Origin of the sequence: Pseudoflavonifractor sp. (genome assembly GCF_050943825.1) — a bacterium.
Taxonomy (GTDB): Bacteria; Bacillota; Clostridia; order Oscillospirales; family Oscillospiraceae; genus Pseudoflavonifractor.
In genome coordinates, this window is the sequence record NZ_JBMNPX010000022.1 from 1 (window position 1) to 13,900 (window position 13,900).

A 13,900-nucleotide genomic window follows, 5' to 3' on the forward strand; every position below is an offset into this window, starting at 1 on the left:
CGGGTGGTGGTCACGCCGTCGTCGGCCACGATGAGGCAGCCCTTCTTGTTGGTGTCCAGGCCGGGGGTAGTGGAACGGATGAGGGGGTTGGGGCTGGTGCCCAGGCTCATGATGACAGCGTCCACGTCCAGCACGAACTCGCTGCCCTCCACGGGCACGGGACGGCGGCGGCCGCTGGCGTCGGGCTCGCCCAGCTCCATCCGGATGCACTTCATGCCCACAACCTTGCCGCCCTCGCCCAGAATCTCCACAGGGTTGGTCAGCAGGTCGAACTGGATGCCCTCCTCCTTGGCGTGGTGGACCTCCTCCAGTCGGGCGGGCATCTCCGCCTCGCTCCGGCGGTACACCACGTGGACCTCGGCGCCCAGACGGCGGGCGCACCGGGCCGCGTCCATGGCCACGTTGCCGCCGCCCACAACAGCCACGCTCTTGCAGTGCTTGATGGGGGTGTCGTGGCCGCTCTCGTAGGCCTTCATCAGGTTGATGCGGGTCAGGTACTCGTTGGCGGAGTATACGCCCACCAGGCTCTCGCCGGGGATGCCCATGAACATGGGCAGGCCCGCGCCGGAGCCCACGAACACGGCCTCGTAGCCCTCCTCGAACAGCTCGTCGATGGAGGTGGTCTTGCCCACAACCGTGTTGGTCTCCACGTCCACGCCCAGGGCCTTCAGCTTCTCCACCTCATTGGCCACGATGGCCTTGGGCAGACGGAACTCGGGGATGCCGTACACCAGCACGCCGCCGGCCACGTGGAAGGCCTCGAACAGGCTCACCTCGTAGCCCATCTTGGCCAGGTCGCTGGCGCAGGTCAGGCCGGCAGGGCCGGAACCCACGACCGCCACCTTGTGGCCGTTGGTCTCGGGCTTCTTGGGCATGGCGTTGACGTGCTCACGGTACCAGTCGGCCACGAACCGCTCCAGACGGCCAATGGCCACAGGCTCGCCCTTGATGCCCCGGACGCACAGCGCCTCGCACTGGGTCTCCTGGGGGCACACACGTCCGGACACGGCGGGCAGGGCGTTGGTATCGGAGATAATCTCATAGGCGGCGGCGAAGTCGCCCTCAGCCACCTTGGCGATGAACTCGGGAATGTGGATGTTCACCGGGCAGCCGGACACGCACTTGGGGTTCTTGCACTGCAGGCAGCGGCCAGCTTCCTCAATGGCCATCTCGGCGGTGTAGCCCACGGCCACTTCCTTAAAGTTGCGGCTGCGCTCCACCGGGTCCTGCTCCGGCATGGGCAGCTTCTTCAGACTCATATTTGCCATTGTACTCTCCCCCTCACTGAATCAGCTGCCGGCCCAGACGCTCCATCCGGCACTCGTGCTGCTCCTTGGCCGCGGCCTCCTGCTCACGGTAGATGGTGTTCCGGTTCATCAGCTCGTCAAAGTCCACCTGATGGCCGTCAAAGTCAGGGCCGTCCACGCAGGCGAACTTCACCTTGCCGCCCACCGTCACACGGCAGCCGCCGCACATGCCGGTGCCGTCCACCATGATGGGGTTCAGGCTCACCAGGGTCTTCAGGCCGTAGGGCTCGGTGGTCTTGCACACAAACTTCATCATGGGAACGGGGCCGATGGCGATGACCAGGTCATACTTGTTGCCCGCCTCGATGAGGCTCTTCAGCTTGTCGGTGACAAAGCCCTTCTCGCCGTAGGTGCCGTCGTCGGTGGTCAGGTAGAAGTTGGTGCAGGCAGCCTTGAACTCCTCCTCCAGGATGACAATGTCCTTGGAGCGGAAGCCGGCGATGACGTCCACCTCATAGCCTGCCAGGTGGAGATACTTGGCCTGGGGATAGGCGATGGCGCAGCCCACGCCGCCGCCTACCACGCACACACGCTTGACGCCCTCGTCAATGTGGGTGGGCACGCCCAGAGGACCAACAAAGTCCTTGATGTCGTCGCCCACGTTCAGGTCGCCCAGCAGCATGGTGGTCAGACCCACCTTCTGGAAGATGATGGTGATGGTCCCCTTCTCACGGTCATAGTCCCCGATGGTCAGAGGGATCCGCTCGCCGTCGTCGTCGATCCGCAGAATGATGAACTGCCCCGGCAGGGCCTTGCGGGCAATCTTGGGCGCTTCCACTTCCAGCAGCGTGACGCTGGAGTTGAGAACTTCCTTGCGTACAATCTTTGCCAAAATAGTTCCCTCATTTCACTTTCTCAGATGATTGGCCGCGCACCGGGCGCGGGTATGGATAGCCCGTGAGAGAGGGCTTTCCGCCCTCTCTCACAGGGATAACCGCCTTATCTCAGGGCTGAACCAGCACGATGCCCAGCCGCTTGGCAGCCGCCTCGGCCTCGGCCAGGGAGGGGCTGGCGTCCCGCAGAACCAGACGTCCGCCGCCGCGGTTCAGGGTGTCCACCATGCAGGTCATCTCGTCGGTGGTGATGGTGATGCGCTGGATGGAGTGCTCGGTGCCCTCCACGATCTCCACCTCCACGCCGTCGTCCTTGGTCATCTGGACGGACTTGTTGTACATCTGGTAGTCGGCGGTGGAGGCGCCGTACACAGCGCCCATCAGCACGCCGGGGATGTTGATGGAACGGCGGGCGAACAGCTCGGGATAGAGCTCCACCCGGACCTTCTTGATCTTGCCCTTGGCCAGCTCGTGGCAGATGCGGGCGGCGTTGGTGGGGCTGCCCACGGCCTGGCTGCTGCCGCCGACCACGGCGTCGCCCAGGGTGTGGAGGATGTCGGCAGCGCCGGTGGCCAGGGCCTTGGCCTTCTTGGCGGCCTTGTCCATGGTCTCGGCCATCTTCTTGGCCTCGGCGTCCTTGACCTCCTGGCGGACCAGAGCCTCAACGGCGGGCTTGCGCTTGAAGAAGGGCTCCATGTACTCCACCACGGTGGGCACGATGTGGTGGCCGGACTCCACGTGGACCTCGGCGGCCATGGCCAGCATGACGTCGAAGGGCACGTTGACGGTCATATCCACCTTCATGCACAGCTTGCCGGCGTACATACCCATCAGGATGGCGCCGCCCACGTGGGTGGTGCACAGGGCGGGCACCAGCACGCGGGGGGTGCAGGGCACGGCGATGGTGGGAGACAGGGCCAGGACCATGGCCTTCTCCATCTGCTCGGGGGTACCGCCGCCCAGGGAGACGGTGGCGGCGGCGATGCAGGCGGAGCCGGCGCCGTAGCCCTCCATGTTGCAGCCGGTGGTGACCTTGCCCACACGGAAGAGGCTGCCGATCTTCAGAATGAGGGCGGCAGTCTCGGCGATGGTCTTCTCATCATAGCCGTGGACCATCATGGCCTTGATGAAGCCGGAGTAGGGGCAGGAATCGCCGGTGCCGGCGCAGGGACGCAGGCCGATGCAGTGGTTGCCCACCTGGGCGCCCAGGGTGTAGAGCAGGGCGTCGTCCAGGAAGGCGTCCTCAAAGCACTTGGGGCCGGGCTGGGCGGCCAGCTGAGAGGCCACGGTGCCCAGCAGGATGCTCTCGCCGTCCTTCACGCCGATCTCCACGGCCTTCAGATTGTGGGCGTACTCGTTCATGATCCCGGTGAGGATCTCCTCCCGGCTCAGGCCGGTGCGCAGCTCGGTCTCCAGCAGAACCACGTCCACCACGCGGGTGTCGTATTCCTTGGCGACGGCAATCATCTCGCTGACGGTCAGGGGCATTTTTTCCTGAATGGCAGCTCTAATATCAGACATAGGCGTAATTCTCCTTTTATCTCCCCGCAGGGCCGTTGCTGTTTGAATGAAAAAGATGCGGCGGCCCGGCGCGCCGGGCTGGGAAAACGATCCGCCGGGCGCACCGGAACCGCCGCATTCAGGGGGACTGCTTTGGGTTGCCGGTTAGATTATTTCACAACGCGGCCGGTGGCGTAGTTGGCCTCGATGGCGCGGATCTCGGGCAGGCCCACGATCTCGTTGAACTGAGCGAAGGGGATCATGGTGTCCATGAGCTTCTCGGTGGTGTCATCGCGGCGCATGCCCTCCCACAGGTCCACCATGGCCTTGGTGGTGACATAGACGGAAGCGGTGGGATAGATGATCAGGTTGTAGCCGAACTCGGACAGCTTGGCGTTGGTGAACATGGGAGTACGGCCGCCCTCCACCATGTTGGCCAGGGTGAGCACGCCGGGCAGGTCGGTGTTGATGCGGCGCATCTCCTCCTCGGACTCGGGGGACTCCACGAACAGGATGTCGGCGCCGGCCTCCTTGTAGGCGTGAGCGCGCTCCAGGGCCTCCTCGATGCCGAAGACGGTGCGGGCGTCGGTACGGGCCATGATCATCATGTCACCCTGACGGGCGTCCACAGCGGCCTTGATCTTGCCCACCATCTCGTCCTTGGAGATGACCTCACGGCCCACCATGTGGCCGCACTTCTTGGGCATAACCTGGTCCTCCAGCTGGATGACGGCCACGCCGGCCTTCTCGTACTCGCGGACGGTGCGCATCACGTTGACGGCGTTGCCGAAACCGGTGTCGGCGTCGGCGATGACGGGCACACCGGCGGCCTCCACCATGTTGCCGGCGCGCATGACCATCTCGCTCATGGTCATCAGGCCCACGTCGGGCTTACCCAGGTGGCTGGCGGACTGGCCGTAGCCGGTCATGTACACGGCGTCAAAGCCCAGCTTGCCGATGATCTTACCGGTCAGCATGTCGTGGGCGCCGGGGGCGACGATGGTCTTCTTGGTGGCAAACAGCTCGCGGATTTTAGTGGCTCCGTTCATGTTAATTCACTCCAAATTATAAGATTGGCTCATTCAAGCCTGATTGACATATTCCTTGAGGAAGTTCAGGGCGGCGTCAGGATAGTGCTTACCCAGCACGCCCATGGCATAGAGCAGGTAGCTTCGGTCCAGAATCACCTTGGGGGGATTGATGGGCAGCAGGGAGATGCCCGGCTCTTCGAAGCAGCGCTCCACCATGCCCAGGGCCTTCTCCTTGTCCGAGTGGACGAAGATGCCGCCCACGCAGAGCACCTTCTCCACGTTGCGCAGGTCGCGGCCCATGGCGGCGCCCGCCATAATGCCCATCACCGGGTCGGCGACCTCGGCGTAGTGGCCGGCGTGCCGCCGCAGGGCGGTGGAGATGGCGCAGGTGGCCATAGCGCGCTCCATGGACTGCTCCTTCTCACCCTGGGGGATGTACTCGGGGTGGGCCTCCAGCTTGGCGGCAAAGGCGGTCACCTCGTCGGGGGTGACGTCGCAGTCCAGGTCCATGGCCCGGATGATGGCTTTTGGGCCCACCGCCTCGGGGATGCCCGTGGCGCTGACACGCAGGCCCAGGTTGCCCTCCACGGTGCGGTAGGAGAACTGCTTCTCGTTGTTGATGACCAGACCCCGCTCCTCGATGGCCAGCTTCTCCAGCTCGGGGAGAGCGGAGTGGATGTCGGTGGTGGCGCCGCCCAGATCGATGAGGATCAGGGAGCCCACGCCGTCCTGGTCGTAGGTGCCCCGGGCCAGCAGCTCGCTGGCCAGCAGCACCGCGCCCGGGGTGGGTACCACGGTGGCGTCGGCCAGGCTGTCCCGGAACTCCAGCAGGCCCTTGGCACGGGTGATCTGCTTGATGAACTCCTCGTGAATGGCCTCACGGGCCGGCTTCACGTTGAGGTCGTGGATGGTGGGCATGATGTTGGGCACACGGACGTACCGGATTCCGTTCCGGTCGAACAGTTCCGCCACGGGCATCTGGGCGTACTTGTTGCACGCCACAATGACGGTTGCCTTGCTGTGGAGGGAGCAGATCATCTCCGCATTCTCCATGGCGCAGGTCTCGTCGCCGCCGTCGGTACCGCCGGAGAGAAGGATGATGTCCGGGTTGATCTCCATGAGGACTTCCTTCCGGTAGTCCAGAGGCTCCTCGGAGGAGACAACCTGCATCACACGGGCGCCGGCGGTCATGGCCACCTCCTTGGCGGCCTTGGCGGTGACACGGGGCATATAGCCCAAGGCTACCATCCGCAGTCCGCCGGCGGCGGAGCAGGAGCTGTACCGCTTGCACAGCTCGTCAAACTCCACGCCCTGGGCCCTGATGGCCTCCTGTGCCTTGCCCGCGCCCTCCATGATGTCGTGGAGGGTGGTGGGAGACTGCCCCCGGCCCAGGAAGGTGAACTTTCCGTGATCCAGCCGGAAGGCAGCCGCCTTGGTGTAGGTGCTGCCTACATCAAATACGATAATATTTGCAAGCATATTCTGGCATCCTTTTCACTCCCCGCCCGGCACCGGCGGCACCGGGCGGGAGCGGGAGAATCAGTCCTGATACTTGGCCTTTTCCAGCAGCGCGTAGCCCTCCATCAGGCGGCGGGCGGTGCGGACGATGGCGGCCTTCTTGACGTTGTTGTTCTCATCCACCTCGGAGTAGCAGGGGATCATACCGGCGGGGTGGCCGATACGCACCAGCTCGGGGGGATTGTCGTTGTGCAGGACCTGGTTGACCAGGGTGCCCTTGATCTTGGCGGCCACGCCGGTGCAGACGGTAGCGGTGCCGGCATAGGTCTTGTGCAGCACCTGCATGAACATCAGGCGGGAGACCAGATCCACGTCTTCCTTCTTGATGGTCCTGTTCTCGGGGGGATAGTAGTAATCCTGAGCCTCGGTGATGAAGGCGACCATGGGGAAGGCGGGGGAATTCTTGGTGGCGTCCTCCAGGTCCTTGGCCATGCCGCACTTGACGCAGGCGATGCCGCGGATCTCCTCCAGGTACTTCAGTAGCTCGGGGTTGCCGTCGATCTCCTGCTGATCCTCGGTGCCCTTCATGCCGACGCTCTCAGCGCGGACGAAGATCACGGGGTTGGCGCAGTCGACGATGGAGGCCTCGATGGGGCCGCGGCTGGTCCCGATGACGTCCACGGGGTTGCCGGTGGGCAGCAGCTTGCCGGTGGCGGCGCCGGCAGTGCCGGACATATCCATCTGAATGGGGGCGGCGGTGCCGGGCACGCCGGCAATCTCGGCGTCGCCGGTGACCTTGGCCTTGCCGTTCTCCACCATGACGTAGGACTTCATCAGCTTCTGGGTGTTGGTCTGCCAGATGGTGACCTCGTTGAGGCCCTCATGGCAGCGGACGATGGACTCGTCGATGGCGAAGGGAGCGACACCGGAGGAGATGTTGCCGCAGTTGCCGTTCCAGTCCACCTTGGCGTCGGTGATGGACACCTGGGCAAAGGTGTAGTCCACGTCGGCGCCGGGCACGGAGCCGGGGCCGATGACAGCCAGCTTGCTGGTCAGGGGATCGGCGCCGGCCAGGCCGTCGATCTGACGCTTGTCGGGAGAACCGAAGATGCCCAGGATGACCTTGTCACGCTCGGGACCGGGCGCGGGCAGATCGTTCTCCTTCAGGAAAATGCCCTTGCTGGTTCCGGCGCGCATGATGACGCAAGGGATTCTGAACTGATCCATGATGATTACCTCCTACATACGGCTTGTTCGCTGTACTGCCGCTCCCCCGGCGGGAACGCCCCGCCGGGGAGAACGGAAAATTTACTTATGCTTCTCCTCGATGAGCTTGGTGATGGTCTCCAGGCACTGCTCGGGAGTGGAGTCGGGGCCGAAGAAGGCGTCCACGCCCATGAAGCCCACGCCCTCCTTGGCGATCTTGTCCTCGTAGTACTTGTGCTCCTCTTCCTTCTCGGCGATACGGCCACCGGCCCAGACCACCATCTTGTCCCGGATGCCCAGCTCCTTCAGACGGGCCTCCACACGGGGGAACAGGGTGACGCCCAGACCCAGCAGGTTGCTCACGCCCACGGCGTCGGCGTTGGCCTCGGCGGCGACCTCGGCCACGGTCTCGGGCAGGTTCATGCCGCGCAGGTAGATGACCTCAAAGCCGGCGTCCTGGAAGGTCTCGCGGATGGTGTTGATGCCGTTGACGTGGGCGTCGGCGCCCACGGTAGCCAGCACGATCTTCTCCTTCCGCGTGGGGGGCTTCTCAATATGGACGGTGACATGCTCCTTGGTGATGGGGCAGCGGGTGGGATCCACGCCCAGGGGAGTGTAGCCCTCAACATAGCGGGTGATGCCGTCGGGGTCGCGGTTTGTCTTGACGAACCGCTTCAGGTCCCAGCCGCCGGCACGGGGGGTATCCATCATGCCGCTCTTGCCGCCCTCGACGATGAGGTCGATGAGCTGCTCGTCGGTCCACTGACGCCAGAAGTCCTCGGTCAGGCAGCCGGGCTTCAGGCTGCGGGAGGGCAGGTGGAGCACGGCCTCCAGCACAGCGAAGGCCTCGTCCATCATCATGGCCTCGTACTCGTCAATCTTGGGGGACTCAATGCCGGGGTTGTAGGTGCGGCGGAACACGTCCTCGCTGGCCCAGACAGCCTGGCCCATGGAGTCGCCGGTGGGGATGCCCACGCTCTCGGCGGCCTTGGGACGGTAGAAGTTGGCGCCGCCCAGCTTGGCGGAGATGGCCATACGGGCGAAGTGAGCCTGCTCGGCCACCAGGTTGCCCGGAGGGCTCTGGAAGGTCTCGGGCACCACGATCAGGCTCTTGGAGAGCATGTTGTGGCGGAAAGCACGCATGATGGCCAGGTCGCGGTACAGGTTGTTGCCGCCCACGTTCATCTGGATGCCGCTCAGCTCCCAGGGCAGGCCGCCGTGGACCGCCAGGCCCTCGCTCAGAAGGCACATGGCGATGGCCATACCGTCGGTGCCGCCAATGTTGTTGATGTGCTTGTGGGTGTCCAGCTGGGCGAAGATCTTGTTCTCGCCGCAGATCTGAATGGCCTTGTAGCCGTTGACCACCTTGGTGCGGAAGTCGTGGATGCCGCGGCCGCCGAAGTGGACGTGGATGACGGGGCCGATATCGGTGCCGTCAAAGCCGGCGATGAGGGCATTCAGGATGTTGATGTGAGCGGTATCGCCGGTGGCGTTGATACGCACGGGGTGCTTGGCGCCGCCGCCCATCTGGATGAACTCACGCTCACCCTTGGGGGTGATGCCGCCCTTGCCGCGGGACTGCTCGATGAGCTCGCGGCCCTTCAGGGGGTCGATGTGACGGGTGGCCTCGGAGTGGACGAACTGGAAGATGGTGTCGTTGTACATGTCGGCATACTTATAGATGTCGCAGGATTCCTTCCAGGTCTCCTCGGCGGTGTTGCGGCCCAGGATGGGGTTCAGGCAGGGCACGCCGGTCTCCAGGGCCTTCTGGCCCAGCTCATAGATACGGTAGCCGCTGCGGACAACGCCGGCCACCTCGCGGGGATAGGGGCCAGGCAGGCCCACGACCTCGCCGTTCTCGTCCAGGTCGGGCATCTCCACGCCGAAGCAGTCAGCATAGGCACGGATAGTCTCGATGTCTTCCTTAATGATCTTTTTTGTTCTCTCCTGCGGGTCTTTCATTATATCACCTTGTTTCCCGATTTTAACTTCTCTGTCAGTCCAACAGCACCGGCCCTGCCCCACCTGTGGGCAGGGCCGGTCGGGTATTTGATTAGCCCTCGATGCCCAGCTCGGCCCGGACACGGGGGATCAGGCCGCCGTACTCCAGGGTCTTGCGCACGTTCTCGGACAGGGGGTTAAACTGCTTGACCTCACCGTTGACGGTGACGGTGCCCTTCTCCAGGTCGGCCTCGATGACGTCGCCGGTCTTCAGCTCGTCGGCCACATCGGCCACCCACACGGGCATGCCGATGTTGATGGAGTTGCGGCGGAAGATGCGGGCGAAGCCCTTGGCGATGACCAGAGCCACACCCACCTGCTTGAGGGCGATGGGGGCCTGCTCACGGGAGGAGCCGCAGCCAAAGTTGCGTCCGGCCACGATAATGTCCCCAGGCTGGAACACGGACTTGAAGTCCAGGCCGGCCAGACCGGCCATAGCGAAGTTGCCCAGCTGATCCATGGGCTCGGCCATGGCGTATCCGGGGAGAATCTGATCGGTGTCCACATCGTCGCCCAGGACGATGACTCTGCCCTTAATGGTATTCATGTCAGTCCTCCACCTCCGGAACGGTGATTTTGCCCGCCAGGGCAGTGGCCGCGGCGGTGGCGGGAGAGGCCAGGTAGATGTTGGCCTTCATGCTGCCCATACGGCCGGGGAAGTTGCGGTTGGTGGTGGAGACCACCACGTCCCGCTCGCTGGTCAGGCCCTCATGGGCGCCGAAGCAGGGGCCGCAGCCGGGATTGAGCACGGTAGCGCCGGCGTCCCGGATGATCTTGCACCAGCCGCGCTTCTCCATCTCGTCCAACACGTCGCGGGAGGCGGGGACGATGAGGGTGTTCACGTCGGGGTGGACCTTCTTGCCCTTAAAGGCCTTGGCCACCTGCTCCATATCGTTGATGCGGCCGTTGGTGCAGGAGCCCACCACCACCTGGGTGACGGGAGTGCCGGCCACCTCGCGGACGGGGACCACGTTGGCGGGAGAGAAGGGCCGGGCGATCTGGGGCTCCAGCTCGCTCAGGTTCACCTCGCGCACCTCGGCGGTGTCCGGCTCCAGGGCGGTGGTGCCGAAGATGGTGATCATGCTGCCGATCTCAATGCCCATGTTGCACACGGTCATGCGCTCGGCAACGGAGAAGTCCTCGATGCCCTCGCCGGTGAAGAGGAGGGCCTTGTCCACCAGGTAGTCGGTGCCGAAGACGCTGCCCAGGTACAGGATCAGGTCCTTACCGAACACGTTGGCGGGCTTCTTGCCGGTCAGGTGGATCTGAACCACCTGGGGGACCTCCAGGTCCAGCTTGCCGGTGGCCATGGCGGCGGCCAGCTCGGTGGAGCCCACGCCCACGCCCATGACGCCGTAGCCGCCGCAGGTGCCGGTGTGGGAGTCAGCGATGGCGATGAGGTCGCCGGGGTTGGCCCGGTGCTTCTCGTACATCAGCTGGTGGATAACGCCCTCTCCCCGGTGATAGAGGTGGACGCCGAACTCCTTGGCGAAGTCGTCCATGGCCCACACGCTGTTGCGGGCCTTCTCGGTGGCGGCGGGGTAGATGTGGTCCACAATCAGGACCACCCGGTCGGGGTCAAAAACCTTTTTGACCCCGATTTCCCGGAACATCTTGATGGCGATGGGGGCGGTCACGTCGTGGGCCGCCACGTAGCTCACACGGCAGGACAGGTCGTCGCCCGCATGAGCCTCCTCCACCCCGGCAGCTCTGGCAAGGTATTTTTCAATGCAGTTCATGGAAAAACCTCCGTGCTTATTTCTTATAGAGCTCCCGCATGATGTCCAGGTGCTGGATGGGCAGCTTGCCGAAGCGGATATTCAGCGCGTTCTCCACGGCGTCCGCGGTGGCGGGGATGGTGGGGATCAGAGCGGGCTCGCCCACGCCCTTGGCGCCGAAGGGGCCGGTCTCGCCGGTGCCGCTCTCCACCACGATGGGGTAGATCTCGGGCACGTCCATGGCGGTGGCCAGCAGGTACTTGGAGAACACGGGGTTGGTGATCTTGCCGTTCTTGGTCTCGATCTTCTCCAGCAGGGCGAAGCCGATACCCATGGCCACGCCGCCCTCAATCTGGCCCTCAACGGCCTGCTTGTTGACGGCGGTACCCACGTCGTGAGCGGAGATGACGTTGAGCACGTCCACCAAGCCGGTCTCCACGTCCACCTCCAGGTCCACGATGGTGGCGGCGTAGGAGTAGACCTCGAAGGGGATACCGAACATGTTGTCGGGGTTCAGGCCGGTGGTTCTGGGGTTGTAAGCGCCGCAGCCCAGAGCCAGCTTGCCCAGGCGCTTCATCTCGTTCATCAGCTCGATGTAGGTCATCTTCACGCTGGCATCGTCAGCGGAGTAAACCTCACGATGCTTGAAGATGAGCTTCTCCTCGGGCACGTTGAGGAACTTGGAGGCAACCTCGGCCAGGGTCTTCTTAGCCATCCGGGCAGCCAGCATGGTGGCGGAGCCGGAGATGAAGGTCTGACGGCTGGCGGAGGTGGCGCCGCCCTCGGGGGTGACCTGGGTGTTGGCGGGCGTGACGCGGACGTCCTCGTACTCCAGGCCCAGCTCCTCGGCGGCAATCTGAGCCATGGCGGAGGTGGAGCCCTGGCCGATATCGGCGCAGCCCACCATCAGGTTGACGCTGGCGTCAGGCAGCACCTCGATGAAGGCGCCGGCGGGGTTGGGCAGGCCGGTGTTGCCGATGCCGTAGTACATGCAGCCGTAGCCGCGGCCACGGCGCTTGTTGGGCGCGGAGGGCTCGCAGGGAGGCAGGACCTCCTTGGCCTTGGCCTTGGCGGCCTCCAGGCACTGGATGAAGCCTACGTCCTCGCCCAGCACCTGGCCGGTGGGGGTGACGCTGCCGGGCCGGTGGGCGTTGAGGATACGGATGTCGATGGGGTCCATGTTCAGGGCCTTGGCCAGAGCGTTCATCTGACCCTCGTGGGCGGTGGCTACCTGGGGCACACCGAATCCGCGGAAGGCGCCGGCCATGGGATTATTGGTGTAGTAGAAGGTGGCGTCAATGCGCACGTTGGGCACCTCGTAGGGGCCGGCAGCGTGCACCACGGCGCGGGTGATAACAGCGGGGCCGTAGGAGGCGTAGGCGCCGGTGTCGCCCAGCAGGGTGGCCTCAACGGCCAGGATCTTACCGTCCTTGGTAGCGCCGGTCTTGTAGTGCATCTTCATGGGGTGGCGCTTGGAGGAGACCATGGTGGACTCCAGACGGGAGCGGACGATCTTCACGGGGCGGCCAGTGTAGTAGGACAGCAGAGCCGCATGGCACTGGACGGAGATGTCCAGCTTGCCGCCGAAGCCGCCGCCGGTGGTGACCTGAATGGTGGACACCCGGTTCTGGGGGAAGCCCAGCATGCCGGCGATCTCGCCGCGGTCATAGTGGGGGTTCTGGGTGGAGCAGTAAACGGTCATGATGCCGTTCTCATAAGTAGCGATACCCGCGTCAGGCTCAATGAACATGTGGGAGAGCATGGGGGTCTCGTAGTCGTTCTCGATGATGATGTCGCACTGCTTGAAGGCCTCGTCCACGTTGCCGTGCTCCAGGTGCTTCTTCTGGTGGACATTGGTGGTGCCGTGGACAATGGGGGCGTCAGCCTCGGCGGCCCGCTCCATGCTCAGCACCGGCTCATACTCCTCGTACTCCACCTTGATGGCGTCCAGAGCCTCCTGAACCAGCTCAGGGGTCTCGGCGGCCACCACGGCGATGGCATCGCCGTAGCGGCGGATCTTGTCATCCACCAGGATGGGCTCATCCTTGATGATGATGCCGATGCGGTTCTTGCCGGGGATGTCCTTGGAGGTGCGGACGGTCACAACACCGGGGATGGCCAGGGCGGCGGAAGCGTCGAAGCTCTTGATGACACCATGGCAGATGGTGCTGCGGAACACGCCGCCGTAGAGCATGTTGGGCATTTCCATGTCGGCAGCGAACTTGGCGGTACCGGTGATCTTCTCCATGGTATCCTTTTTGATCACGCTCTTGCCCAGGACGGAGTACTCGTTCTTGTTGGCGGTGGAGACGATCAGATTGCTCTTCTCCTTCACAGCGGTCTCAGGTTTCATGCCTCAGTGCCTCCCTTCGCGTCGCGGGCCATCTCCACGGCCTTCACAATCTTGGTGTAGCCAGTGCAGCGGCAGAGGTTGCCGGACATGGCGCGCTGAATCTCAGCCTTGGTGGCATGGGGGTTCTTGTCCAGCAGGGCCTTGGCGGACAGGACCATGCCGGGGGTGCAGTAGCCGCACTGGACAGCGCCGGCGTCCACGAAAGCCTGCTGGATCACGTCCAGGCTGCCGTCCTCCTTGGTCACGCCCTCCAGGGTGATGACGCTGCCGCCGTCCACCTGGCCGGCCAGCATCAGGCAAGAGGTGACGGCATTGCCGTTGTAGATGACGGTGCAGGCACCGCACTCGCCCTCGCCGCAGCCTTCCTTCACGCTGGTCAGGCCCATGTCCTCCCGCAGGAAGTCCACCAGGCGCTTATTGGGGTCAGCCATGACGGAGACGTCGTGGCCGTTCAGGTTAAAATTAATACGAATCTGTTCCATCATTCGGATAC

The 13,900-nt window shown here is 64.2% G+C and carries 11 protein-coding genes; all 11 read right to left on the reverse strand.

Going from position 1 to position 13,900, the window contains the following annotated elements; all coding sequences use genetic code 11:
• Nucleotides 1-1,268 (reverse strand): NADPH-dependent glutamate synthase (gene gltA, locus ACOX7T_RS13235; protein WP_433443561.1); only part of this gene is annotated, 1,268 nt, incomplete at its 3' end.
• 13 nt (nucleotides 1,269-1,281) lie between these two features.
• Entirely contained in the window at nucleotides 1,282-2,139 is an 858-nt protein-coding gene (locus tag ACOX7T_RS13240; protein ID WP_433443563.1) for a sulfide/dihydroorotate dehydrogenase-like FAD/NAD-binding protein, read from the reverse strand.
• 112 nt (nucleotides 2,140-2,251) lie between these two features.
• Nucleotides 2,252-3,661 carry a serine dehydratase gene (locus ACOX7T_RS13245; protein ID WP_433443566.1) on the reverse strand — a complete coding sequence of 470 codons (1,410 nt, stop codon included), beginning with the start codon at nucleotides 3,659-3,661 and terminating at the stop codon, nucleotides 2,252-2,254.
• A gap of 149 nt (nucleotides 3,662-3,810) precedes the next feature.
• A complete protein-coding gene (locus ACOX7T_RS13250) occupies nucleotides 3,811-4,689 on the reverse strand; it encodes an isocitrate lyase/PEP mutase family protein (RefSeq protein WP_433443569.1) in 879 nt (292 codons plus the stop codon).
• A 33-nt stretch (nucleotides 4,690-4,722) separates the two neighbouring features.
• Complete coding sequence (locus ACOX7T_RS13255; protein ID WP_433443572.1) at nucleotides 4,723-6,150, reverse strand: glutamate mutase L; 1,428 nt, start codon at nucleotides 6,148-6,150, stop codon at nucleotides 4,723-4,725.
• Nucleotides 6,151-6,210: 60 nt separating this feature from the next.
• Nucleotides 6,211-7,356, reverse strand: coding sequence for a 2-methylaconitate cis-trans isomerase PrpF family protein (locus ACOX7T_RS13260; RefSeq protein ID WP_433443575.1), 1,146 nt, complete (start codon nucleotides 7,354-7,356; stop codon nucleotides 6,211-6,213).
• An 81-nt stretch (nucleotides 7,357-7,437) separates the two neighbouring features.
• Complete coding sequence (locus tag ACOX7T_RS13265) at nucleotides 7,438-9,297, reverse strand: cobalamin-dependent protein (RefSeq protein WP_433443577.1); 1,860 nt, start codon at nucleotides 9,295-9,297, stop codon at nucleotides 7,438-7,440.
• Between the two features lie 91 nt (nucleotides 9,298-9,388).
• The gene (locus tag ACOX7T_RS13270) at nucleotides 9,389-9,883 is read right to left on the reverse strand and encodes a 3-isopropylmalate dehydratase (protein ID WP_006572819.1); all 495 of its coding nucleotides are present in this window, start codon (nucleotides 9,881-9,883) and stop codon (nucleotides 9,389-9,391) included.
• A 1-nt stretch (nucleotide 9,884) separates the two neighbouring features.
• A complete protein-coding gene (locus ACOX7T_RS13275; RefSeq protein ID WP_006572818.1) occupies nucleotides 9,885-11,075 on the reverse strand; it encodes a 3-isopropylmalate dehydratase large subunit in 1,191 nt (396 codons plus the stop codon).
• A 16-nt stretch (nucleotides 11,076-11,091) separates the two neighbouring features.
• Nucleotides 11,092-13,407, reverse strand: coding sequence for a xanthine dehydrogenase family protein molybdopterin-binding subunit (locus tag ACOX7T_RS13280; protein ID WP_433443580.1), 2,316 nt, complete (start codon nucleotides 13,405-13,407; stop codon nucleotides 11,092-11,094).
• Nucleotides 13,404-13,889 carry a (2Fe-2S)-binding protein gene (locus tag ACOX7T_RS13285; protein ID WP_433443641.1) on the reverse strand — a complete coding sequence of 162 codons (486 nt, stop codon included), beginning with the start codon at nucleotides 13,887-13,889 and terminating at the stop codon, nucleotides 13,404-13,406. The genes ACOX7T_RS13280 and ACOX7T_RS13285 overlap by 4 nt, the downstream gene beginning before the upstream one ends.
• Nucleotides 13,890-13,900: the final 11 nt, after the last annotated feature.

Bases quoted from the DNA above. Each gene is read 5' to 3' on its own strand.
- ACOX7T_RS13245 (WP_433443566.1), bottom strand. From the start codon at position 3,661: ATGTCTGATATTAGAGCTGCCATTCAGGAAAAAATGCCCCTGACCGTC.
- ACOX7T_RS13250 (WP_433443569.1), bottom strand. From the start codon at position 4,689: ATGAACGGAGCCACTAAAATCCGCGAGCTGTTTGCCACCAAGAAGACC.
- ACOX7T_RS13255 (WP_433443572.1), bottom strand. From the start codon at position 6,150: ATGCTTGCAAATATTATCGTATTTGATGTAGGCAGCACCTACACCAAG.
- ACOX7T_RS13260 (WP_433443575.1), bottom strand. From the start codon at position 7,356: ATGGATCAGTTCAGAATCCCTTGCGTCATCATGCGCGCCGGAACCAGC.
- ACOX7T_RS13265 (WP_433443577.1), bottom strand. From the start codon at position 9,297: ATGAAAGACCCGCAGGAGAGAACAAAAAAGATCATTAAGGAAGACATC.
- ACOX7T_RS13270 (WP_006572819.1), bottom strand. From the start codon at position 9,883: ATGAATACCATTAAGGGCAGAGTCATCGTCCTGGGCGACGATGTGGAC.
- ACOX7T_RS13275 (WP_006572818.1), bottom strand. From the start codon at position 11,075: ATGAACTGCATTGAAAAATACCTTGCCAGAGCTGCCGGGGTGGAGGAG.
- ACOX7T_RS13280 (WP_433443580.1), bottom strand. From the start codon at position 13,407: ATGAAACCTGAGACCGCTGTGAAGGAGAAGAGCAATCTGATCGTCTCC.
- ACOX7T_RS13285 (WP_433443641.1), bottom strand. From the start codon at position 13,889: ATGGAACAGATTCGTATTAATTTTAACCTGAACGGCCACGACGTCTCC.